The sequence below is a fragment of the Propioniciclava sp. MC1595 genome, assembly GCF_017569205.1.
Lineage (GTDB): Bacteria > Actinomycetota > Actinomycetes > Propionibacteriales > Propionibacteriaceae > Propioniciclava.
Genome location: NZ_CP071870.1, coordinates 1,239,963 through 1,260,716 on the forward strand (window position 1 = coordinate 1,239,963; position 20,754 = coordinate 1,260,716).

Below are 20,754 nucleotides of genomic sequence, written 5' to 3' on the forward strand. Positions count from 1 at the left end.
ACAACAAAGTGGTCGGTGGTAGCGCGATCCGTGGCAGCCGCGTCGGTGCGGGTCCCATGGGCGAGGCGGAGCGTGGCGATTCCGCCCCCCGCACGTACGTTTCGTTCTTCTGCAGCAACGGGCACGAGACGCGTCCTGCCTTCGCCGCGGACGCCGTGCTGCCGGAGGAGTGGGACTGCCCCCGCTGCGGCCTGCCGGCGAACCTGGACTCCGAGAACCCGCCGCCCCCGCCGAAGATCACGCCCTACAAGACCCACCTGGCCTACGTGAAGGAGCGCCGCTCCGACGCCGAGGCCGAGGCGATCCTCGCGGAGGCCCTCGCGGGCCTGCGCGCCCGCCGCGCCGCGGGCGAGGTCATCTACTGATCCTCACGTGACGTCCGGCGACCGCCCTGCGGTCGCCGGATGTTTGTCGTCCGGACGCCTTGCGCACTCGTTGTGTATTGGTACAGTTGATACAAAGACTGATACACGAAGGAGACTCATGGACATCGGCCTGTTCATCTTCGGCCTCGTCCAGGCGGGCGTGGCCTTCCTGCTCGCCAACGGGCGGGCCCTGCTGCCCGAGGAGACGCTGCGGGAGCGGTTCGTCCGCAACGGCATCTTCAAGGCCCTGGGCACCCCCGACGCCGACGCGCCCGAGGGGTTCGTCCGCCGCCTGCGCGACCGCGAGGGGCGGGCGAGCGTGGTCAGCGCGCTCGCGATGCTGCCGGGGTTGACGACGTTGGGTGCGCTGCCCAACCCGTCCGCTGCGTTCCCGATCCTGGTCAGCCTGGCCTTCGCCGGCCGCCTGCTCGCCCTCGCCGTCCTCGGCGCACGCGAGGCGTCCGCCGCCGCCGACGGCCCACGCGTCTCCCGGGGCCGCGTCGTCACGCTGGCCGACCATGTGCCGGCCTGGGCCATCGGCGTCATCGTGGCCCTCCAGGTCGCGTTCGTCGTGGCCGCCGCCTGGCTGGTCACGGGCCCGGGATGGCACCCGTGGGCCCTGTTCGCCAGCCTCGTGCTCACCGCGGCCTGCGTGGCGGGGGCCGCTTGGCTCGCCCGCCAGCCCCAGCGCGCTGAGGACGCCACCGAGCTCGCCTGGTCGGACTCGGTGCGCCGCGAGGACGTCGTGGCCCTGCTCACACTCGGGCCCATCGCCACGATGGTGCTGGGGTCGCTGCTGCTGGGTGGCGACACGGCGCAGGGGCCGGTGGGCATCCTCGTCTGGGCCAACTTCGTCGTGGTGATGGTCGCGGTGCTGGTGGTCGAGACCGCCTCCCGTCGGCGCGCGACGGCACGCCTCGGGGCAGGGGAGGTCTCCGGTGCTCGTCGTTGACCCCTCGCTGGCCACCCCGCCGTTCGAGCAGATCAAGCAGCAGATCGTCGCCGCCCGCGAGTCGGGGGAGTTCCCGGCCAACCATCGCCTCCCACCCGTGCGTCACCTCGCCCTGGAGCTGGGGATCGCGCCCAACACCGTGGCCCGTGCGTACCGGGAGCTCGAGGCGTCCGGGGTGATCGTGACGCGCGGCCGCGCGGGCAGCTTCGTGACCGGCACGGTCGAGTCCGCCGAGAAGGCTGGCGCCGCGGCCGCGCGCGACTACGTCGCTGTCATCGAGCGGCTGGGGCTCACGGCGTCCGATGCGGTGCGGTTGGTGCGCGAGGCGGTCGGGCAGGCCTGAAACCCAAGCCCTGGGCGCGGAAAACCCAAGCCCTCGGCGAATCCGCCGTGGTCAGAAGGTGCACTCGTGGTACGGGATGCCGGCGCCGGCGGCGCGGTCGACCAGCCACAGGGTGCGCTCCCGGCCGCGGACGACGCCGCCCGGCAGCTCCGGGTCACCGCGGTAGGCGCGGCCCACCGCGTCCGCCTTCTCGGCCCCGGCGACGAGGAACCACACCTCGCGGCTGCGGCTGAGCGTCGGCACGGTGAGGCTGATCCGGGACGCCGGCGGCTTGGGGGAGTCGTTCACCCCGATCACGGTGTGCGTGGTCTCGGCGAACGACGGGTGGCCGGGGAAGATCGAGGCCACGTGGCCGTCCTCGCCCAGGCCGAGCAGGCAGATGTCGAAGGTGGTGTCTCCGAGCTCCTTGGCGTAGGTGAGCGCGGACGCGTCGGCGTCGGCGATGCCGTCGGCCGCCGCCATGGAGTGCGTGCGCGCCGAGGTGAGCGGTAGCGTCCGCGCGAGGATCGCGAGGGTGTGGCCCGCGTTGCGGTCGGAGTCCTCGGTGGGCACGAACCGCTCGTCGCCCCACCACAGCTCGATCCGGGTGGGGTCGAGGTCCGAGCCCTCGACGAGGTCGGCGAAGGCGTCGTAGATCCGGTTCGCGATCCGGCCGCCGGTCAGGCACAGGTGCACCGGGCCGTCGGTCTGGGACTGCAGCTCGACCAGTCGCGCCATCAGGCGCTCGGCCACGCCCTCGGTGAGGTCGGCGCCGGTGGCCCACCGCTCCACGGTCTGCACGTCAGCCCTCCCCGTTGTGGCGGTGCACGTTCGAGGCCAGGCAGGCCATCGACTGCTGGAACACGTGGTCGGTGTCGAGGCGGCGCAGTTCCTCGGTGATCAGCGCGCTGATCTCCCGTCGGCGCAGCGCGACCGAGCGCGGGGGCGTCCGGGGACCGGTGAACGTCGCCATCTTGCCGTCGCCGCGGGCCAGGACGATGTCGCCGTCCTCGGTGGCCAGCCGCACGGCCGTGATGCCCGGCCCCTCGCTGGAGACGAAGTCGGCGTCCAGCCCCAGGCGCGAGCCGAGCCACGCAGCCAGCAGCAGGCCGGCCGCGTTGTTGGCCGCGGCCTCCACCGTCGCACCCGTGACCGGGGCCTGGTGGGTGTCGAGGGCGGCGGCGAGCAGGGCGCGCCACGGGGTCAGCCGTGTCCAGGTGAGGTCGGTGTCGCCGGGGGCGAGCCCCTCCGCGCGGGCGAGCAGGCGGGCCAGCGGGTCGGCCGAGCCCATGGCGTCCGTGATGCGCCGCTTGGCGAGCGAGCCCACGGCGTCCTCGGACACCGGCTCGGGCGCCTCACCGGGCCACCATGCGATGACGGGGGAGTCGGGCAGGAGCAGCGGCAGCAGCGTGGACGACTTGTGGTCGGCCAGCTCGCCGTGGAACTTGAGGGCGATGATCTCGCCCGGCACCTCGTCGCCGATGTGCAGTTCGGCGTCCAGCCGGTCGGCGCGCGCCGAGCCGTCGGTCGTGACGATGATGCGCGAGGGGTGCTCACGCCCGGCCTCGACGCACGCGTCGAAGACATTGTCGTACTCGCTGGCCGGGGTGTCGACCAGCAGGGTGAAGACCATGCCGGACGCCGCGCCGACGCTCTGGCGTGCGGACATGATCGCGTTCTGGATGGCTTGGGCCGTGGTGTCCTTCAGCGTGGTGATCATGGGTGATTCCTCTCGTCAGGGCCGGCGCCAGGTGAAGCCGTCGCGCTCCAGCATCGTGCGGCCGGAGGGCGGGCCCCACGTGCCGGCGGCGTAGCCCTCGGGCTGGTGTTCCTTGTCGGCCCAGTAGTCGAGGATCGGGTCCAGGATCTTCCAGGACAGCTCGACCTCGGTGTGCTGGGGGAACAGCGGCGGGTCCCCGAGCAGCACGTCGAGGATCAGGCGCTCGTACGCCTCGGGGCTCGACTCGGCGAAGCTCGTGCCGTAGTTGAAGTCCATGGTGACGTCGCGGATCTCCATCTGCGTCGCCGGGACCTTGGCGCCGAACCGCATCGTGATGCCCTCGTTGGGCTGGATGCGCAGCACGAGCGCGTTCGCGCCCAGCTGCTCGGTGTCGGACAGGTGGAACGGCAGGTGCGGGGCCGGGCGCAGCATGAGCGCGATCTCGGTGACCCGGCGCGGCATGCGCTTGGCGGCCCGCAGGTAGAACGGACGCCCCGCCCACCGGCGGTTGTCGATGTCGACCCGGAACGCGGCGTAGGTCTCGGTCTGGGAGTCGGGGGCGATGCCGTCCTCCTCCAGGTAGCCGCGGACCCGCTGGCCGCCCGCCCAGCCGGCCGTGTACTGGCCGCGCGCGGTGTGGCTCTTCAGGTTGCGGGGCGCGCGGGCGGCGGCGAGCACCTTCTCCTTCTCGGCGCGCAGCTGGCCAGCCTCGAAGGACGCGGGCTCCTCCATGGCGACCAGGGCGAGCAGCTGGAGGAGGTGGTTCTGGATGACGTCGCGCGCCGCGCCGATGCCGTCGTAGTAGCCGGCGCGGCCACCGATGCCGATGTCCTCGGCCATGGTGATCTGCACGTGGCTGACGTAGTTGCGGTTCCACAGCGGCTCGAACAGCTGGTTGGCGAAGCGCAGCGCCAGCATGTTCTGGACCGTCTCCTTGCCCAGGTAGTGGTCGATGCGGAACACCGAGTCGGAGTTGAAGACGCTGGAGACCTTCTCCTCGAGCTCGCGGGCGCTGGCCAGGTCGTGGCCGAACGGCTTCTCGATGACGACGCGGTTCCACGGGGTGGTGCGGCTCTTGTCGACCAGGCCGTGGCGACGCAGCTGCTCGATCACCTGGTCGAACCCGTCCGGCGGGATCGACAGGTAGAACGCGTGGTTGCCCTCGGTGCCCTGGGTCTCGTCGACCTCGCGGAGGGTCTCCTTCAGCTGCTCGAAGCCCTCGTCGCTGTCGAAGCCGCCGGTGACGAACCGGATGCCCTCGGCGAGCTGGCGCCACACCTCGGCGCGGAAGGGGGTGCGCGCACGCTCCTTGACCGACTCGAGCACGTAGTCGGTGAACTGCTCGTCGTCCCAGTCCCGTCGCCCGTAGCCGACCAGGCTGAACCCCGGGGGCAGCAGGCCGCGGTTGGCGAGGTCGTAGACGGCGGGCAACAGCTTCTTCTGCGCGAGATCGCCGGTCACCCCGAACATGACCAGGGCACACGGCCCGGCCACACGGGGCAACCGGCGATCGGTCGCGTCGCGCAGGGGATTGACGTAGGTGTCGGTCACGCGCCGATCCTAGCTGTCACCCTCGTCCGTGGACGGGGGTCCCCCTTTGTTGCCTCGGCGGGATGTCACTCCTTGGCGGCGCCGAGGGCCTCGGTCACGGCGGTGACGAGCTCGCTGTCCCAGGAGACGATGAACTTCTGCACGCCCTCGTCCTCGAGCACCTTGAAGACGTCGGCCAGGTCCACGCCCACCGCGTCGATGGCGTCCAGCACCTTCGCGCCGTCGGCGCCGGTGCCCTCCATGGGGGCCCCGACCTCACCGTGGTCGGCGAAGGCGAGCAGCGTCTTCTCGGGCATCGTGTTGACGACGCCCTGGGCGGTCAGGTCGGACACGTACAGGGTGTCGGGGTAGTCGGCGTTCTTCGTGCCGGTGGAGGCCCAGAGCGGACGCTGCTTGTTGGCGCCCTTGGCCTCGAGCTTGGCGAAGCGCTCCGAGGAGAAGACCTCCTCGAACGCGGCGAGGGCCACCTGCCCGTTGGCGATGGCGGCCTTGCCCTTGAGCGCCTTGGCCTCGTCGGTGCCGATCTCGTCGAGGCGCTTGTCGATCTCGGTGTCGACGCGGCTGATGAAGAACGACGCGACGGAGTGGATCTTGGACAGGTCCTTGCCCGCGGCGTCGGCCTGCTCGAGGCCCGCGAGGTACGCGTCCATGACCGCGCGGTAGCGGTCCTCGGAGAAGATCAGCGTGACGTTGACGGAGATGCCGCGGCCGAGGGTCTCGGTGATCGCGGGCAGGCCCTCGATGGTCGCGGGGATCTTGATCAGCACGTTCTCGCGGTCGACCAGGTCGTACAGCTCCTGCGCCTCGTCGATCGTGGCCTGGGTGTCGTAGGCCAGCCCGGGGGCGACCTCGATCGACACGCGGCCGTCGTAACCGCCGGTGGCGTCGTAGATGCCGCGGAACAGGTCGCAGGCGTCCTGCACGTCCTTGGCCCACAGCTGCTTGATCGCGGTGGGGACCTCGGTGCCGGCGGGCAGGGCCTCGATGTCGGCGCGGTACTGGTCGCCACCGGTCAGGGCCGCGGCGAAGATGGTCGGGTTCGTGGTGACGCCGGTGACCGACATGTCATCGATGAGGCCCTGGAGGTTTCCGCTCTGCAGACGGGTGCGCGAGAGGTCGTCGAGCCAGATCGACACGCCGGAGTCGGCGAGCGCCTTCATGCGGGGATTCATGGGTTCTCCTGTTGGGTGCGTCGGGAGGCGTCGCGGGACGCCCACGCCTTCGACTGTACTGGCGTCACCGCGGGTGGGGGCGGGCAAACGGTGGAAAGGCCATGGGTTGCCTTGGCGTAGAGTGACCCCCATTGCGCCTGCCCACGGGGCCGGCGTCCCCTCGCCCGCAACCCTGTCGGAGGCCCGCCATGCACCCAGCCCGGACGGAGGCGCCCGCGCCCGCCGCCGCCCAGCCCGGTGTCATGGGCAGGGTCCAGGCCTACGTCGGCCTGACCAAGCCCCGCATCATCGAGTTGTTGCTGGTCACGACGTTCCCCGCCATGTTCCTGGCGGCCGGCGGGTTCCCCCCGCTGGGCCTGGCCGTGATCACCTTCGTGGGCGGCACGCTGTCGGCCGCGTCGGCGAACGTGTTCAACTCGGTGCTGGACGCCGACATCGACGAGCAGATGCGCCGCACGCGCCGCCGCCCGATGGTGCGCGAGCAGGTGTCCAAGCGGGCCGCCTACACGTTCGGTGTCGTGCTCGGCATCATCTCCACGCTCATGCTGGGCCTGGGCGCCAACTGGCTGGCCGCGGCCCTGTCGGTGACGGCGATCCTCTACTACGTGTTCATCTACACCGTGTGGCTCAAGCGCCGCACGGCCCAGAACATCGTGTGGGGCGGCGTCGCCGGCTGCTTCCCGCCGCTCATCGGCTGGACGGCCGTGACCGGCTCGGTCGCGTGGCCGCCGATCATCCTCTTCCTCATCGTCTTCTTCTGGACGCCCCCGCACACGTGGGCGCTCGGCCTGCGCTACCGCGAGGACTACGCCTCGGTGGACGTGCCGATGCTCCCCGTCGTCAAGGACGCCCCGCACGTGGCGTGGCAGATCCTCGTCTACTCGGTCCTCACCGTGGTCACGTCGCTGGCGCTGTGGCCGGTCGCGGGCACCACGCTGATGTACCCGATCGTCGCTGGGATCGCCGGCGCGTGGCTGGTCTGGGAGTCGGTCGCCCTGCTCAACCGCGCCCGCGCCGGGATGCGCGACGCCGCGCTCAAGCCGATGCGGCTGTTCCACTGGTCGAACAGCTACCTCGCGATCGTGTTCATCGCGGCGGCGGTCGACCCGCTGTTGCCCTGGGGCTGACCGGACTCAGCCCGCCGCCTCGCCGAGCTGCTCGGCGATGTCGGCGACGAACTGCTCGATCTCCGCGACGCCGTGCACCGGCCCGCCCGCCAGCAGGCCGTCGGCACCGAGCAGGACCGCGACCGGGCTGCCGGACAGCTCCAGCGCCTTCTGCGCCAGTCCGGCGTGGTCGTAGGCGACAGCCCCGTCGGGGCGGATCTCCTCGGGCAGCGACTCCGGCTTCAGCGAGCTGAGCAGGCGCACCTCGAGCTGGGGCAGGGTCTGCGCCCAGCGGTTCACGGACGCCGCGGCCTCCCGTGAGGTGCCGCACAGGCAGTTGATGCTCACCAGCAGGGCGGCGGTGTGCGCGGTGAGCTCGTGCAGCGTCTTCGGCTCGCCGTCGGCGTCGATCACCGCGGCGGTGGGGATGGGGGTGCGCTCGTAGGCGAACTCGTCGTCGTCGAGGTCCTCGACCGCGGGTTCGGGCTCCGGTTCGGGCTCGGGGGCCGGTTCCGGCGTGGCCGGGGCCTGTGGCTGGGGTCCGGCCGAGGCGATCAGCGCGCGGACCCCGCCCTCGCCGACGGCCGGGTCGGCCAGCAGCGTGCCGCTGCGGTCGACGAGCACGGCGGTGGGCGTCCACTCGACGAGGGTCTGGGAGACGTTGCCGTGGGGGTCGAGCAGGCCGTCGGCGCGCACGGCGGGCGCCCAGGTCTCGGGGTCGCCGGCGTACGTGTCGGCCAGGACGGGGCGGATGGCGACCTCGGGGTTCGCCGCGCGCAGGGTGTCGAGGTCCTCGAGCACCCGGACGCAGGAGCCGCAGCCGAGGCTGACGAACAGGAGCACGGTGCGCTCGTTGGGCAGGTCACCGGTGTGGACCGGCGTGCGCGTGGTGGCGTCCAGCAGGGTGAACCGCGGCAGGCGCGAGCCCTTGGTCGGGCGTCCGGCGGCCGTGGGGGCCTCGGCGGGGCCGTGGCCCAGCACCAGCAGGGCCACGGCGCCGGTGAGGGCGGCCATGGCCAGCCAGCCGAGCGTCGGGCCCGTGGCCTCGACCAGGGTCGCGGGGACCGAGACGTGCAGCAGCGCAGCCACCGTCGCGAGGCTCGCCGTCGCGACCAGCACGGCGTTGCGCACCAACGTGCGCCGGGTGACCCCCTGCTCGCCGAGCTTGCCGAAGCAGTTGCAGGACACCTTCTCGGGGAAGCCGAGGGCCCGCGCGATCACGGCCAGGTAGCCGAAGAACAGCAGCAGCGTCGCGACCGTCGCCAGCAGCAGGACCCAGCCGACCCCGACCAGGAGCAGGACCCCGAGCGCGAGCTCACCCCACGGCAGCAGCGCCGGGGCGGGGGAGTCCGCGAGCCGGCGCGGGAGCCTCAGCGCGACGAAGGCGTCGCGCGTGGCCTGGGGCTCGCGCAGCTTGGCCACGCCGCTGACGAGCAGCACGGCGGCGCACAGCACGAGGGGGGTCACGAGAAAGGGGAGCACCCGACCATTGTGGCAGGCCCCCACCCGAAGGCCCGTTCGGCTACGGCCCACGCCGTGCACGGCCACGTCATGGAGATGTCCGAGGCGGGCCAGGACCCGGCCGCCACCACCTTCGGCTGGAACATCCTCCTGCTGTGCGGCGACCCCAACGACCCCAGCACCTACTTCGCGGGTGCCGACCGGTCCAAGGTCTCGCCGATCTCGTGCCCCGACAACGTCACGTTCGACGAGCACGGCAACCTGTGGATCTCCACCGACGGCAACCAGCTGGGCGCGCACGACGGCCTGTACGCCGTGCCGCTGGCCGGGGAGCACCGGGGCGAGGTGCGCCAGTTCCTCTCGGTACCGACCGGCGCCGAGACCTGTGGCCCGTGGGTCACGGAGGAGCGGGTGAACATCTGCATGCAGCACCCGGGCGAGACGAACGGCTCGACGTTCGAGGACCCGTCCTCGCACTGGCCCGACGGTGGTGACTCGCTGCCGCGTCCGTCGGTGGTGACGATCTGGCAGCAGGGCAAGTCGGCGGCCAACCAGCGTGAGCCGAAGGCCCCCGCCGGCCCGCGCGGTCAGCGGATCCCGGACCCCAAGGCCTGATCCCGCTCCGACGGCCCGGTCGCCCGCGTGGCGGCCGGGCCGTCGGCGTACGCGGTGCTGTACCAGGCGTGGCCCAGGGCCACGACGAACAGCGTGGTGCCGATCATGTGGCCCAGGACGAGGACGATGGGCAGGTGGGTGAAGTACTGCACGTAGCCGACGACGCCCTGGAACAGCTCGGTGGCCAGCACGGCCAGCCAGATGGTGCGCAGGCGGGCGTCGCCCCAGGCCAGCACGAGGGCCAGGACCGTGAGTGCCACGAGGGCCCACACCGCCCAGGCGTGGATCTTGGAGGTCCACTCGGGGTCGAAGCCGTTGCGGGTGGCGGCGCCGTCGCCGGCGTGCGGGCCCGAGCCGGTCACGACGACGCCGAGCGCGACCACGACCATGCCCAGCAGGAAGATGAGTCGGGTGAGGGCGTACAGCCTCCCGGACGCGACGACGGGGGTCAGGTCGTGGGCGAGGTGGACCATCCGCAGGCAGATCAGGATCAGGGCCACGGACGCCACCATGTGCAGCCCGACCACCCACGGGTCGAGCTGGGTGAGGACCGACACGCCGCCGATCACGGCCTGCGCGATGATGCCCAGGCCCACGCCGATCGACAGCTCGAACAGGCGCAGCGGGGCGGTGCCGCGGCGGAAGGCCCGCCAGGCGGCGATCGCGGTCGCTAGGGCGATGGCGGCCAGCACGAAGGTGAGGAGCCGGTTACCGAACTCGATGGCGCCGTGCAGGCCCTGCTCGGGGGTCGGCACGTAGCTGCCGGGCTCGCACTGCGGCCAGGTCGGGCAACCGAGGCCGGACTTGGTGAGGCGCACCAGCGCGCCGGTCCAGATGATCACCATGTTCGCCACGAGGTTGGCGATGGTGAGCCGGCGCAGCGTGCGGGTGGAGGTCAGGAGGTCCATCGGAAGGCCTTTCGTGCCACGAGCAGGGCGAGGGCCGCCCACGCGGCCAGGATGAGCAGGGGGAGCGGGTCCGCGGCGCCGACCGAGGCGAGCCGCAGCGTCTCGCCGAGGGCGCCGAAGGGGGCGAGTCGTAGCGGCCACCGGGCCCAGTCGGGGTAGGCCGCGACCGGCAGCACCAGCGCGCCGCCCGCGGCGACGACCAGGTAGATCAGGTTGGCGACGGCCAGCGTCGCCTCGGCGCGCAGCCGGCCGGCGAGGGCGAGGGCGAACCCGGCGAAGGTCACGAGCGCGAGCAGGGACGCGACGACGGCGATGACCAGGCTGGGCAGGTGGAGGACCGGGCGCCAGCCGAGCGCGAACGCGACGGCGGCGATGAGGAGCACCTGCAGGGCGGCGATGCCCGCGGTCGCGAGCGCCTTGCCGGCGATCAGGTCACCGCGGGTGAGCGGGGTGGCGACCAGCCGCTCGAGCACGCCGTAGCGCCGCTCGAAGGCCGTGTTGATCGCGAGCGAGGTGAACGAGGTCGACCACAGGGCGAGCGCGAGCACCGACGGCGGCAGCAGGGCGGGGTCGAGGCCGACGCGCTCGCCGACGAGGACCCCGGCGACGAGCAGGCCGATCGGGATCACCAGCGCCAGCAGCAACTGCTCGCCGTTGCGCAGCAGCAGGGACGCCTCGGTGCGGGCGTGGTCGAGGATGCGTCGGCCCCGCGGCGCGGACGCCGGGGCGGGGGAGAGGTCGAGTGCGGTCATGCCTGCGCCCCCGTGTGCCGGAGGAAGACGTCCTCGAGGGACTCGGTGGCGGTCAGCTCGGCCACGGTGCCGTCGATCGCGATCCGGCCGGCGTCCATGATCCACACGTGGTCGGCCAGCTGGGCGGCCTCGTCCATCGCGTGGGTGGTGAGCAGGACGCCGACGCCCGCGTCGGCGAGCTGCCGGACCAGGCCCCACGTGCGCCGGCGGGCGTGGGGGTCCATGCCGGCGGTGGGCTCGTCGAGGAGGACGAACTCGGGGCGCCCGACCAGTGCCCCGGCGAGGTTGACCGCCTGCTGCTGGCCGCCGGACAGCCGCCGGTAGGGCGTCCTGGCGAACGAGGTGATCCCGAGGGCCTCGGCGAGGGCGTCCACGTCGTGCGGGTGGGCGTAGAGGCCGGCCAAGTAGCGCAGCAGCTCCAGCGGGCGGATGCCCGACCACGCGCCGGTGGCCTGGGGCATCAGGCCGAGGCGGGCGAGGGCGTCCGGGTGGCCGGCCGGGCGGCCGAGCACCTGCGCGTTGCCGCCGTCGACCGGCACGAGGCCGGTCAGCACGCGGATCGTGGTGGTCTTGCCGGCACCGTTGGGGCCGAGCAGCGCCGTGATCGCGCCCGGGACCGCGGTGAACGTCAGCCCGTCCAGCACGCGGCGCCCGCCGAGGGTGACCTTGACCCCGTCGAGGGCGAGTGCAGCGGCGGCGGGCATGGCGGCCACTCTACCGGTGGCCGCCGCCCCCTCAGGTCGCTGGCTCGTCCACGACCGGGTCGATGTCGGCGGTGGTCAGCATGGGCGCGTCGATGCGCATCTTGTAGAACGAGCGCCACATGAAGACCAGCGCCGCGATGAAGCTCGCGACCGCCAGCACGGTCACCAGCGTGTGCGCCTCGGAGTGGCGCAGGCTCACGCCGAGCTCGACGGCCAGCAGGCCGAACAGGGTGGTGAACTTGATGACCGGGTTGAGGGCCACCGAGCTGGTGTCCTTGTAGGGGTCACCCACGGTGTCGCCGACGATCGAGGCGTCGTGCAGCGGCGTCCCCTTTGCGGCGAGGTCGACCTCGACGATCTTCTTGGCGTTGTCCCAGGCGCCACCGGCGTTGGCCATGAAGATCGCCTGGTAGAGCCCGATGATCGCGATCGAGACCAGGTAGCCGATGAAGAAGTACGGGTCGGTGAAGGCGAAGGCCAGGGTGGCGAAGAACACGCCCAGGAAGATGTTGAACATGCCCTTCTGGGCGTACTGGGTGCAGATCTCGACCACGCGCCGGGAGTCGGCCTCGGACGCCTTGGTGACCCCGTCGAGCTGGATGTTGTCGGCGATGAACCCGACCGCACGGAACGAGCCCGTCGTGACGGCCTGGATGGACGCCCCGGCGAACCAGTGGATGACGCCGCCGCCCATGATCAGGCCGAGCAGGAACGGCGCGTACAGCAGCGACAGCTTGTCGATGTTGGCCGTCATGCCCGAGGTCAGCAGCATCATGATCGAGAAGATCATCGTGGTGGCGCCGACGACCGCGGTGCCGATGAGCACGGGCTTGGCGGTGGCCTTGAAGGTGTTGCCCGCCCCGTCGTTGAGCTCGAGCAGGTGCTTGGCCCGCTCCCAGTCGGGGGTGAAGCCGAAGTCGTGTTCGAGCTCGTCGGAGATGCCGGGGAGGTCCTCGATCGTGGAGAGCTCGTAGATCGACTGGGCGTTGTCGGTGACCGGGCCGTAGGAGTCGACGGCGATGGTGACCGGGCCCATGGCGAGGAAGCCGAAGGCGACCAGGCCGAACGCGAACACGCCGGGGGCGACCATGAGGGCGTCGAGGCCCAGCATCGACAGGAGGTAAGCGCCGGTCATCAGGGCGACGATGGACAGGCCCAGCCACAGTGCGGAGAAGTTGCCGGCCACGAGGCCCGACAGGATGTTCAGGGACGCCCCGCCGCGCTGGGAGGACTTCACGACCTCCTCGACGTGCTTGCTCTTCACCGAGGTGAAGACCTTGACCACCTCGGGGATGAGCGCCCCGGCCAGGGTGCCGCACGACATGATCGCCGCGAGCTTCCACCACAGGGAGCCGTCGCCGAGGTCGGGGATGAGCAACCACGAGACCGCGAAGGTGGCGAGGATGGACACCCCGGAGGTGATCCAGACCAGCTCGGTGAGGGGGCGCTCGAAGTCGATGTCGTCGGAGTGCGTGTGCTTGGCCCGCGTGATCGCCGAGCTGGCCGCGTAGCTGAGCAGCGAGGCCCCGATCATGGTGGCGCTCACGGTGAACAGCCACACCAGCAGCGTCGCCTGGGTGGCGGGCACCGCGTCGGCGCCCAGCATCTGGCCGCCCACTGCCAGCATGATGAAGGTGACCAGGGCCACGCTGGTGACGCCGTAGGTCTCGAAGCCGTCGGCCGACGGGCCGACCGAGTCGCCGGCGTTGTCGCCGGTGCAGTCGGCGATGACGCCGGGGTTGCGGGCGTCGTCCTCCTTGATCTTGAAGGCGATCTTCATCAGGTCGGAGCCGATGTCGGCGATCTTGGTGAAGATGCCGCCGGCGATGCGCAGGGCGCTGGCGCCGAGGGACTCGCCGATCGCGAAGCCGATGAAGCACGACCCCGCGATCTCGCCGGGCAGCACGAGCAGGATCAGCAGCAGGATGAGCAGCTCGAGGCTGATCAGCACCGTGCCGATGCTCATGCCGGCGCGCAGGGGGATGTGGTGCAGGTCGTACGGACGCCCCCGCAGGGAGGCGAAGGTGGTGCGGGAGTTCGCGAACGTGTTCACGCGGATGCCGAACCAGGCGATCCCGTAGGAGCCCGCCATGCCCAGGAGGCTGAAGGCCAGGATGATGAGCGACTGGCCCAGCGGCGTCCCGACGAGGAACTGGAAGTACACGAAGATGACCGCGGCGGTGAAGGCCCACAGGATCATCAGGAAGCGGCCCTGCTGGGTGAGGTAGGCCCGGCAGGTGGAGTAGATCAGCTCGGAGACCTCGCGCATGGCCGCGTGCACGGGCAGGCGGGACAGGCCGAGGAAGCTCCACAGGCCGAAGCCGAGGCCGACCAGGCTCATCAGGACGCCGAACAGCAACAGCGTGCGCCCGTCGACCGCCCCACCGAAGAAGGTGGCCAGGGACAGGTCGGGCAGCCGAAGGTTCGCCTCGCCGCCCGGGGGCCGGGCCCCGTCGCCGGGCTGGGCCGCCACCGTGCAGCCCGTCAGGGCCAGCAGGGCCAGCAGGGACAGCAGGGGCACCGCCCAGCGGGCGCGGCGAAGTGAAGAGTTACGGGCGCTGCTACAGCCCGGGAGGTGTTCTCTAGCGGTCACGTGACCCCTTCGTGCGTCGTCGTTGAGCGCACACCCCGCGGGGGCGGGGCGTCGATCCCAGCACAATAGGGGGCTGCCCGCAGGTGCGGGCAACCCCCTATTGGTGCGTGTTTCGGCGCCGGTCAGGCGTTCAGCTGGTCCAGCCGCTGGCGGACGATGTCGTCGGCGGTCAGCATCGGGGCGTCGATCCGCATGTTGTAGAAGCTGCGGTAGACGAACCACGAGGCGGCCAGGAAGAACACCACGGCGAGGCCGAGCACCAGGGCGCCCATGCCGCTCGCGGTGAGGCTGACGCCGAGCTCGACGGCCAGGAGGCCGAAGAGGGTGGTGAACTTGATGACCGGGTTGAGGGCCACCGAGCTGGTGTCCTTGTACGGGTCGCCCACGGTGTCGCCGACGATGGACGCGTCGTGCAGGTCGGTGCCCTTGGCGGCGAGGTCGACCTCGACGATCTTCTTGGCGTTGTCCCAGGCGCCGCCGGCGTTGGCCATGAAGATGGCCTGGTAGAGGCCGAACAGCGCGATCGAGATCAGGTAGCCGATGAAGAAGTAGGGCTCGACGAACGCGAAGGCCAGGGTGGCGAAGAAGACACCGAGGAAGATGTTGATCATGCCGCGCTGGGCGTAGACCGTGCAGATCTCGACCACCTTCTTGCTGTCCGCCGCCGAGGCGCGGGTGGCGTTCTCGTCGAGCCTGATGTTGTCCTTGATGAACTCCACCGCGCGGAAGGACCCGGTCGTGACCGCCTGGATCGAGGCGCCGGTGAACCAGTAGATGACAGCCCCGCCGCTGACCAGCCCGAGCAGGAACGGGGCGTGCAGCAGGGACAGCTTGTCGAGGTTCTCGGTCAGGGCGAGGGTGAGGCCCATGATGATCGAGAAGATCATCGTGGTGGCGCCCACGACGGCGGTGCCGATCAGCACCGGCTTCGCTGTGGCCTTGAACGTGTTGCCCGCGCCGTCGTTCTCCTCCAGGAGCCGCTTGGCACGGTCCCAGTCGGCGTCGAACCCGAAGTCGCGCTCGATCTCCTCGGTCACGCCCGGGATCTCCTCGATCGTGGACAGCTCGTAGACCGACTGCGCGTTGTCGGTGACCGGGCCGTAGGAGTCGACCGCGATGGTGACCGGGCCCATGCCCAGGAAGCCGAAGGCGACCAGGCCGAAGGCGAACACGGCCGGGGCGGCCATGTGCTCGCCGAAGCCGAGGGCGGTGGAGATCGCGTAGGCGATCGCCATCAGCCCGACGATGGCCATGCCGAGCCAGTAGGCGGAGAAGTTGCCCGCGACCAGGCCGGAGAGGATGTTGAGGGACGCCCCGCCGGAGTTGGACGACTTCACGACCTCCTCGGTGTGGCGGCTCTTGACCGAGGTGAACACCTTGACGAGCTCGGGGATGAGCGCGCCGGCCAGGGTGCCGCACGAGATGATGATCGACAGCTTCCACCACGTGGTGCCGTCGCCCATGTCGGGGATGAGGATCCACGACGTGAGGAAGGTGAGCACGATCGAGACGACGCTGGTGATCCAGACCAGGGACGACAGCGGGGCCTCGAAGTCCATCTGCTCGGCGCCCTCGTACTTCTGGCGGGTGATCGCGGCGTTGACGAAGTACGAGGCACCGGACGCCACCACCATCACGGCGCGGATGAAGAAGATCCACACCAGCAGGGACGCCTGCAGGACGGCCTCCGTGGGCGGGATCGCGAGCATGATGAAGGTGACCAGCGCGACGCCGGTGACCCCGTAGGTCTCGAAGCCGTCGGCCGACGGGCCGACCGAGTCGCCGGCGTTGTCGCCCACGCAGTCGGCGATGACGCCGGGGTTGCGGGCGTCGTCCTCCTTGATCTTGAACACGATCTTCATCAGGTCGGAGCCGACGTCGGCGATCTTGGTGAAGATGCCGCCGGCGATGCGCAGCGCGGAGGCGCCGAGCGATTCGCCGATCGCGAAGCCGATGAAGCAGGAGCCCGCGATCTCGGCGGGCAGGAACAGCATGATGACGAGCATCATGAACAGCTCGACCGAGATCAGGACCATGCCGACGCTCATGCCCGAGCGCAGCGGGATCTGGTGCAGCGGGTAGGGCTTGCCGCGCAGGGACGCGAACGCGGTGCGGCCGTTGGCGAACGTGTTGACGCGGATGCCGTACCACGCGATGCCGTAGGAGCCCGCCATGCCGACGAGGCTGAAGCCCAGGATGATGAACACCTGGCCCCAGCCGGAGCCGACGAGGAACTTGAAGTAGACGAAGATCACCGAGGCGATGAACACCCACAGGATCATCAGGAACCGGCCCTGCTGCTTGAGGTAGGCCTTGCAGGTCTCGTAGATCAGTTCGGAGATCTCACGCATCGCGCGGTGCACGGGGAGTTGCTTGAGCTGGACGTAGCTGGCCAGGCCGAACGCGAGGCCCCCGAGGCAGACCACGAGGCCGATGAACAGCAGCAGCCGGCCGTTGACCATGCCGCCCAGGAAGGTCGCGGCACCCAGGTCGGGGAGGTGGATGTTGGCCTCGCCGCCTCCGGCGTGGCCGCCGGCGGGGGTCGCGGGGGCCGAGCACCCGGCGAGGGCGATCAGGGTGGACAGGGCAAGGAGCGGGGCAGTGAGCCTGCGGGTTACCACGAGTGTTCCTTTGGTCCGGGTGAGCAACGGCGCGATCGTCGTCCACCCTGAACACTACGCCCTGTAGTGGACATTTTGGTGCCGTCCACAATTTGTCCCGCAAGTTCGGAAGGACTCATCCCGAACCCCGTCCCGAAGGTGCGCCACGCTGTCCAGCACCCGGGTGGTCGAGTTGCACACTGACGGATATTTGCAAGAATGGTGTTGTCTAATACGAGTCGAAGGGGGTGGAGATGGCTGAGCACGTGCCGGACACGGTGGTCGAACCGCTCTCCGACGACGTCTCGACCCGCGACCGGGTGGCCCGCTCGATCCTCGAGCACGGCCCCTCCACGGCGGCCGACCTCGCCGAGCGCCTCGACCTGACCGCCGCCGCCATCCGTCGCCACCTGGCGGTCCTGACCGACGCGGGGCACCTCGTCGCCCGCGAGCAGCGGGTGTACGGCCACCGCGGGCGGGGGCGTCCGGCCAAGGTGTTCGCGCTGACGGACGCTGGCCGCGAGACCTTCCACCACGCCTACGACCAGCTCGCGATCCGCGCGCTGCAGTTCCTCCGCGCCGCCGGCGGGGCGGAGGCGGTCAACGACTTCGCCGAACAGGTGATGGAGGAGGTGCGCCGTCGGTTCACCGCCGAGGGTGCGGAATACAATTCCCCGGCCGACGCGTTGGCCGAGGTGCTGAACGAACAGGGGTACGTCGCGTCCCTGGAGCCGGTGGCCTCCGGGACGCAGTTGTGCCAGTACCACTGTCCCGTGGCGCACGTGGCGCGCGAGTTCCCCGAACTCTGTGCCGCGGAGACGCGCCTGTTCTCCGAGCTGCTGGGTAGCCATGTCCAGCGGATCGCGACGATTGCCCATGGCGACGGGGTGTGCACCACGCACATCCCACACCCAGTTGAGAGGAAGGTCTCATGACCCAGACCCAGGCCCCCGGGCTCGGTGCCACACAGGACGAGCACCTCGAGGCCCTCGGGAACTACCGCTTCGGCTGGCACGACTCGGACGTCGCCGGCGCCTCTGCGCGTCGCGGTCTGAGCGAGGCCGTCGTGCGCGACATCTCCGGCCTGAAGAACGAGCCGGAGTGGATGCTCGAGCGCCGCCTGCGCGGGCTCAAGCTCTTCGAGCGCAAGCCGATGCCGACGTGGGGTGCGGACCTGTCGACGATCGACTTCGACAACATCAAGTACTTCGTGCGGTCCACCGAGCGCCAGGCGCAGACGTGGGAGGACCTCCCCGAGGACATCAAGAACACCTACGACCGCCTCGGCATCCCCGACGCCGAGAAGCAGCGCCTCGTCGCCGGCGTGGCCGCGCAGTACGAGTCGGAGGTCGTCTACCACAAGATCAACGAGGAGCTCGAGCGCCAGGGCGTCATCTTCCTCGACACCGACACGGGCCTGAAGGAGCACCCCGAGCTCTTCGAGGAGTACTTCGGCACCGTCATCCCGACCGGTGACAACAAGTTCTCGGCGCTGAACACCGCGACCTGGTCGGGCGGCTCGTTCATCTACGTGCCCAAGGGCGTCCACGTGTCGATCCCGCTGCAGGCCTACTTCCGGATCAACACCGAGAACATGGGCCAGTTCGAGCGCACGCTGATCATCGCCGACGAGGGCTCCTACGTGCACTACGTCGAGGGCTGCACCGCGCCGATCTACAAGTCGGACTCGCTGCACTCGGCCGTCGTCGAGATCGTGGTGAAGAAGAACGCCCGCGTGCGCTACACGACGATCCAGAACTGGTCGAACAACGTGTACAACCTCGTCACCAAGCGCGCCACCTGCGAGGAGGGCGCGACCATGGAGTGGATCGACGGCAACATCGGTTCCAAGGTGACGATGAAGTACCCGGCCGTGTGGCTGCTCGGCGAGCACGCCAAGGGCGAGACCCTCTCGATCGCGTTCGCGGGGGAGGGACAGCACCAGGACACCGGCTCGAAGATGGTGCACGCCGCGCCGCACACGAGCAGCTCGATCATCTCCAAGTCCGTCGCCCGGGGCGGCGGCCGGGCGTCCTACCGCGGCCTCGTCGAGGTGCAGCCGCAGGCGCACCACTCCGCCAGCTCGGTGAAGTGTGACGCGCTGCTGGTCGACACCGTCTCCCGGTCGGACACCTACCCCTACGTCGACGTCCAGGTCGACGACGTGTCGATGGCCCACGAGGCCACCGTCTCGAAGGTCTCCGACGACCAGCTGTTCTACCTGATGCAGCGCGGGATGGAGGAGGACGAGGCCATGGCCATGATCGTGCGCGGCTTCGTCGAGCCCATCGCGCGCGAACTGCCGATGGAGTACGCCCTGGAGTTGAACCGCCTGATCGAGCTGCAGATGGAAGGAGCCGTGGGCTGACGCCCGCGGGAGGAACCACAACGTGACCGTGACTGAAGTCCCCAACGTGGCCGGGGCGATCGAGACCCTCGAGTCGCACCTGCACCCGCAGCCGAGCTTCGACCTGGCTGACCACCCAATGCCCCACGGCCGCGAGGAGGTCTGGCGCTTCACCCCGATGCGCCGCATCGCCCCGCTGCTGGCCGAGCGCGCCAACGAGGACCTCCCCGGCGACAACGCCGTCGAGTTCACCCTCCACGAGGTGGCCGGCGTCGAGGCGTCCAACCTCAAGGCGGGCCAGGCGCCCCGCGGCACCGTGCTCACGCCCGGCGACCGCCCGGCCGCGCTGGCGAACCTGGGCTGCGAGGACGCGCTGTACCTGCGCATCCCCGCCAACACCGAGGTGGCCGAGCCGATCCGGCTCGACATCGAGGGCCGGGACGCCGCGCGCCGCAGCAACGCGGTGCACGTGATCGTGGCCGAGCCGAACTCGAAGGCCACCGTGGTGTTCCGCCACACGGGCTCGACCCAGCAGCTCGAGAACATCGAGATCGACGTCCGCGACGGCGCGAACCTGACGTTCGTGTCGCTGCAGGACTGGGACGACGACACCCTGCACGCGGCCGAGCACACCGCCCGCGTGGGCCGCGACGCGACCTACCGGCACGTGAACGTCAGCTTCGGCGGCGACCTGGTGCGCATGCACACCAACGTCTCCTACGACGGCCCCGGCGGATCGGCCGAGCTGTTCGGCCTCTACTTCGCCGACGCCGGCCAGCACATCGAGCACCGCCTGTTCGTCGACCACAACGCCCCGCACACCAAGAGCAACGTCGACTACCGCGGCGCGCTCCAGGGGCAGGACGCCCACGCCGTCTGGATCGGCGACGTGGTGATCCGCAAGGTCGCCGAGGGGATCGAGACCTACGAGTCGAACAAGAACCTCGTGCTCACCGAGGGCGCCCGCGCCGACTCGGTGCCCAACCTCGAGATCGAGACCGGCGAGATCGCCGGCGCCGGGCACAGCTCGACGACCGGCCGCTTCGACGACGAGCACCTGTTCTACCTGACCAGCCGCGGCATCGACCCCGTCGAGGCCAAGCGCCTGGTCGTGATGGGCTTCTTCATCGACATCATCCGGCGCATCGGCGTCGACGACGTCGAGGAGCGCCTCATCGCCGAGGTCGAGCGCGAGCTCGCCGCCAGCGTCGGGGCCGCACCCGCGGCGTCCGTGGAGGCCTGATGGCCTGGACCCGCGCGTGCTCCGTCATCGAGCTGGAGGACGACAAGCCCTTCTCGGCGGAGGTGGGTGACGAGATCGTCGCCCTCGTCCAGCACGAGGGGCAGTTGTTCGCCATCCGTGACGAGTGCAGCCACGGCCGCGTCATGCTCAGCCTCGGCGAGGTCGACGAGTGCACCATCGAGTGCTTCGCCCACGGCAGCCGCTTCGACCTGCGCACCGGCGAGCCGCTCGAGCTGCCCGCGACCCGCCCGGTGCCGGTCTACCCCGTCACCGTCGAGGGCGACGACGTGCTCGTCGACCTCGACAACCCCCTGAACTCGATCTGACAAACCCAGCTACCAGG

The 20,754-nt window shown here is 70.5% G+C and carries 19 protein-coding genes; 9 read left to right on the top strand and 10 right to left on the bottom strand.

The window, feature by feature from the left end; translation table 11 throughout:
* The first annotated feature begins 8 nt into the window (after positions 1–8).
* The 3 genes from J4N02_RS05845 to J4N02_RS05855 all read left to right on the top strand — a co-directional run bounded on the left by J4N02_RS05845 (position 9) and on the right by J4N02_RS05855 (position 1,660).
* Complete coding sequence (locus J4N02_RS05845; RefSeq protein WP_182817563.1) at positions 9–365, top strand: RNA polymerase-binding protein RbpA; 357 nt, start codon at positions 9–11, stop codon at positions 363–365.
* 118 nt (positions 366–483) lie between these two features.
* Positions 484–1,317: a hypothetical protein gene (locus tag J4N02_RS05850; RefSeq protein ID WP_188333286.1), complete on the top strand. Its 834-nt coding sequence runs from the start codon at positions 484–486 to the stop codon at positions 1,315–1,317.
* The gene (locus tag J4N02_RS05855; RefSeq protein ID WP_182817561.1) at positions 1,304–1,660 is read left to right on the top strand and encodes a GntR family transcriptional regulator; all 357 of its coding nucleotides are present in this window, start codon (positions 1,304–1,306) and stop codon (positions 1,658–1,660) included. Before J4N02_RS05850 ends, J4N02_RS05855 begins: the two co-directional genes overlap by 14 nt.
* Positions 1,661–1,711: 51 nt before the next feature.
* On the opposite strand, the gene pgl is transcribed toward J4N02_RS05855, so the two are convergent.
* The 4 genes from pgl to tal all read right to left on the bottom strand — a co-directional run bounded on the left by pgl (position 1,712) and on the right by tal (position 6,082).
* Positions 1,712–2,440: a 6-phosphogluconolactonase gene (gene pgl, locus J4N02_RS05860; RefSeq protein ID WP_260519442.1), complete on the bottom strand. Its 729-nt coding sequence runs from the start codon at positions 2,438–2,440 to the stop codon at positions 1,712–1,714.
* Between the two features lies 1 nt (position 2,441).
* Complete coding sequence (locus J4N02_RS05865) at positions 2,442–3,359, bottom strand: glucose-6-phosphate dehydrogenase assembly protein OpcA (protein ID WP_188333285.1); 918 nt, start codon at positions 3,357–3,359, stop codon at positions 2,442–2,444.
* A gap of 15 nt (positions 3,360–3,374) precedes the next feature.
* The gene (zwf, locus tag J4N02_RS05870) at positions 3,375–4,910 is read right to left on the bottom strand and encodes a glucose-6-phosphate dehydrogenase (protein ID WP_188333284.1); all 1,536 of its coding nucleotides are present in this window, start codon (positions 4,908–4,910) and stop codon (positions 3,375–3,377) included.
* Between the two features lie 65 nt (positions 4,911–4,975).
* A complete protein-coding gene (gene tal, locus J4N02_RS05875) occupies positions 4,976–6,082 on the bottom strand; it encodes a transaldolase (protein ID WP_188333283.1) in 1,107 nt (368 codons plus the stop codon).
* 188 nt (positions 6,083–6,270) lie between these two features.
* Between tal and J4N02_RS05880 the strand changes: the two genes are divergently transcribed.
* Complete coding sequence (locus J4N02_RS05880) at positions 6,271–7,209, top strand: heme o synthase (protein ID WP_188333282.1); 939 nt, start codon at positions 6,271–6,273, stop codon at positions 7,207–7,209.
* Between the two features lie 6 nt (positions 7,210–7,215).
* Here J4N02_RS05880 and J4N02_RS05885 read toward each other — a convergent pair whose 3' ends face one another.
* Positions 7,216–8,670 carry a MauE/DoxX family redox-associated membrane protein gene (locus J4N02_RS05885; RefSeq protein WP_188333281.1) on the bottom strand — a complete coding sequence of 485 codons (1,455 nt, stop codon included), beginning with the start codon at positions 8,668–8,670 and terminating at the stop codon, positions 7,216–7,218.
* Positions 8,671–8,679: 9 nt separating this feature from the next.
* Between J4N02_RS05885 and J4N02_RS05890 the strand changes: the two genes are divergently transcribed.
* On the top strand, positions 8,680–9,264 hold the full coding sequence (locus J4N02_RS05890; protein ID WP_260519443.1) for a PhoX family phosphatase: 585 nt from the start codon (positions 8,680–8,682) through the stop codon (positions 9,262–9,264).
* Here the strand turns inward: J4N02_RS05890 and J4N02_RS05895 are convergent.
* From J4N02_RS05895 to J4N02_RS05915, 5 genes are all read right to left on the bottom strand, one after another.
* Positions 9,237–10,172: a heme A synthase gene (locus J4N02_RS05895; protein ID WP_188333279.1), complete on the bottom strand. Its 936-nt coding sequence runs from the start codon at positions 10,170–10,172 to the stop codon at positions 9,237–9,239. The two genes, J4N02_RS05890 and J4N02_RS05895, sit on opposite strands and share 28 nt — an antisense overlap.
* On the bottom strand, positions 10,160–10,924 hold the full coding sequence (locus J4N02_RS05900; protein WP_188333278.1) for an ABC transporter permease: 765 nt from the start codon (positions 10,922–10,924) through the stop codon (positions 10,160–10,162). Before J4N02_RS05900 ends, J4N02_RS05895 begins: the two co-directional genes overlap by 13 nt.
* Entirely contained in the window at positions 10,921–11,628 is a 708-nt protein-coding gene (locus tag J4N02_RS05905) for an ABC transporter ATP-binding protein (RefSeq protein WP_188333277.1), read from the bottom strand. Before J4N02_RS05905 ends, J4N02_RS05900 begins: the two co-directional genes overlap by 4 nt.
* A gap of 31 nt (positions 11,629–11,659) precedes the next feature.
* A complete protein-coding gene (locus J4N02_RS05910; RefSeq protein WP_375539342.1) occupies positions 11,660–14,149 on the bottom strand; it encodes a sodium-translocating pyrophosphatase in 2,490 nt (829 codons plus the stop codon).
* Between the two features lie 194 nt (positions 14,150–14,343).
* Positions 14,344–16,842 carry a sodium-translocating pyrophosphatase gene (locus J4N02_RS05915; protein ID WP_243760887.1) on the bottom strand — a complete coding sequence of 833 codons (2,499 nt, stop codon included), beginning with the start codon at positions 16,840–16,842 and terminating at the stop codon, positions 14,344–14,346.
* Positions 16,843–17,075: 233 nt separating this feature from the next.
* Here J4N02_RS05915 and J4N02_RS05920 point away from each other — a divergent pair, with 233 nt between their 5' ends.
* The 4 genes from J4N02_RS05920 to J4N02_RS05935 are packed head-to-tail and all read left to right on the top strand — an operon-like array spanning position 17,076 to position 20,737.
* A complete protein-coding gene (locus tag J4N02_RS05920) occupies positions 17,076–17,756 on the top strand; it encodes a metalloregulator ArsR/SmtB family transcription factor (RefSeq protein ID WP_188333274.1) in 681 nt (226 codons plus the stop codon).
* A complete protein-coding gene (sufB, locus tag J4N02_RS05925) occupies positions 17,753–19,189 on the top strand; it encodes a Fe-S cluster assembly protein SufB (RefSeq protein WP_188333273.1) in 1,437 nt (478 codons plus the stop codon). The genes J4N02_RS05920 and sufB overlap by 4 nt, the downstream gene beginning before the upstream one ends.
* A gap of 22 nt (positions 19,190–19,211) precedes the next feature.
* Positions 19,212–20,411: a Fe-S cluster assembly protein SufD gene (gene sufD / locus J4N02_RS05930; RefSeq protein WP_208091143.1), complete on the top strand. Its 1,200-nt coding sequence runs from the start codon at positions 19,212–19,214 to the stop codon at positions 20,409–20,411.
* The gene (locus J4N02_RS05935) at positions 20,411–20,737 is read left to right on the top strand and encodes a non-heme iron oxygenase ferredoxin subunit (protein WP_182817543.1); all 327 of its coding nucleotides are present in this window, start codon (positions 20,411–20,413) and stop codon (positions 20,735–20,737) included. The genes sufD and J4N02_RS05935 overlap by 1 nt, the downstream gene beginning before the upstream one ends.
* Positions 20,738–20,754 lie beyond the last annotated feature (17 nt).

Coding starts and splice junctions, on each gene's coding strand:
- J4N02_RS05850 (WP_188333286.1), top strand. CDS start 484: ATGGACATCGGCCTGTTCATCTTCGGCCTCGTCCAGGCGGGCGTGGCC.
- J4N02_RS05865 (WP_188333285.1), bottom strand. CDS start 3,359: ATGATCACCACGCTGAAGGACACCACGGCCCAAGCCATCCAGAACGCG.
- tal (WP_188333283.1), bottom strand. CDS start 6,082: ATGAATCCCCGCATGAAGGCGCTCGCCGACTCCGGCGTGTCGATCTGG.
- J4N02_RS05880 (WP_188333282.1), top strand. CDS start 6,271: ATGCACCCAGCCCGGACGGAGGCGCCCGCGCCCGCCGCCGCCCAGCCC.
- J4N02_RS05895 (WP_188333279.1), bottom strand. CDS start 10,172: ATGGACCTCCTGACCTCCACCCGCACGCTGCGCCGGCTCACCATCGCC.
- J4N02_RS05900 (WP_188333278.1), bottom strand. CDS start 10,924: ATGACCGCACTCGACCTCTCCCCCGCCCCGGCGTCCGCGCCGCGGGGC.
- J4N02_RS05905 (WP_188333277.1), bottom strand. CDS start 11,628: ATGCCCGCCGCCGCTGCACTCGCCCTCGACGGGGTCAAGGTCACCCTC.
- J4N02_RS05920 (WP_188333274.1), top strand. CDS start 17,076: ATGGCTGAGCACGTGCCGGACACGGTGGTCGAACCGCTCTCCGACGAC.
- sufB (WP_188333273.1), top strand. CDS start 17,753: ATGACCCAGACCCAGGCCCCCGGGCTCGGTGCCACACAGGACGAGCAC.
- J4N02_RS05935 (WP_182817543.1), top strand. CDS start 20,411: ATGGCCTGGACCCGCGCGTGCTCCGTCATCGAGCTGGAGGACGACAAG.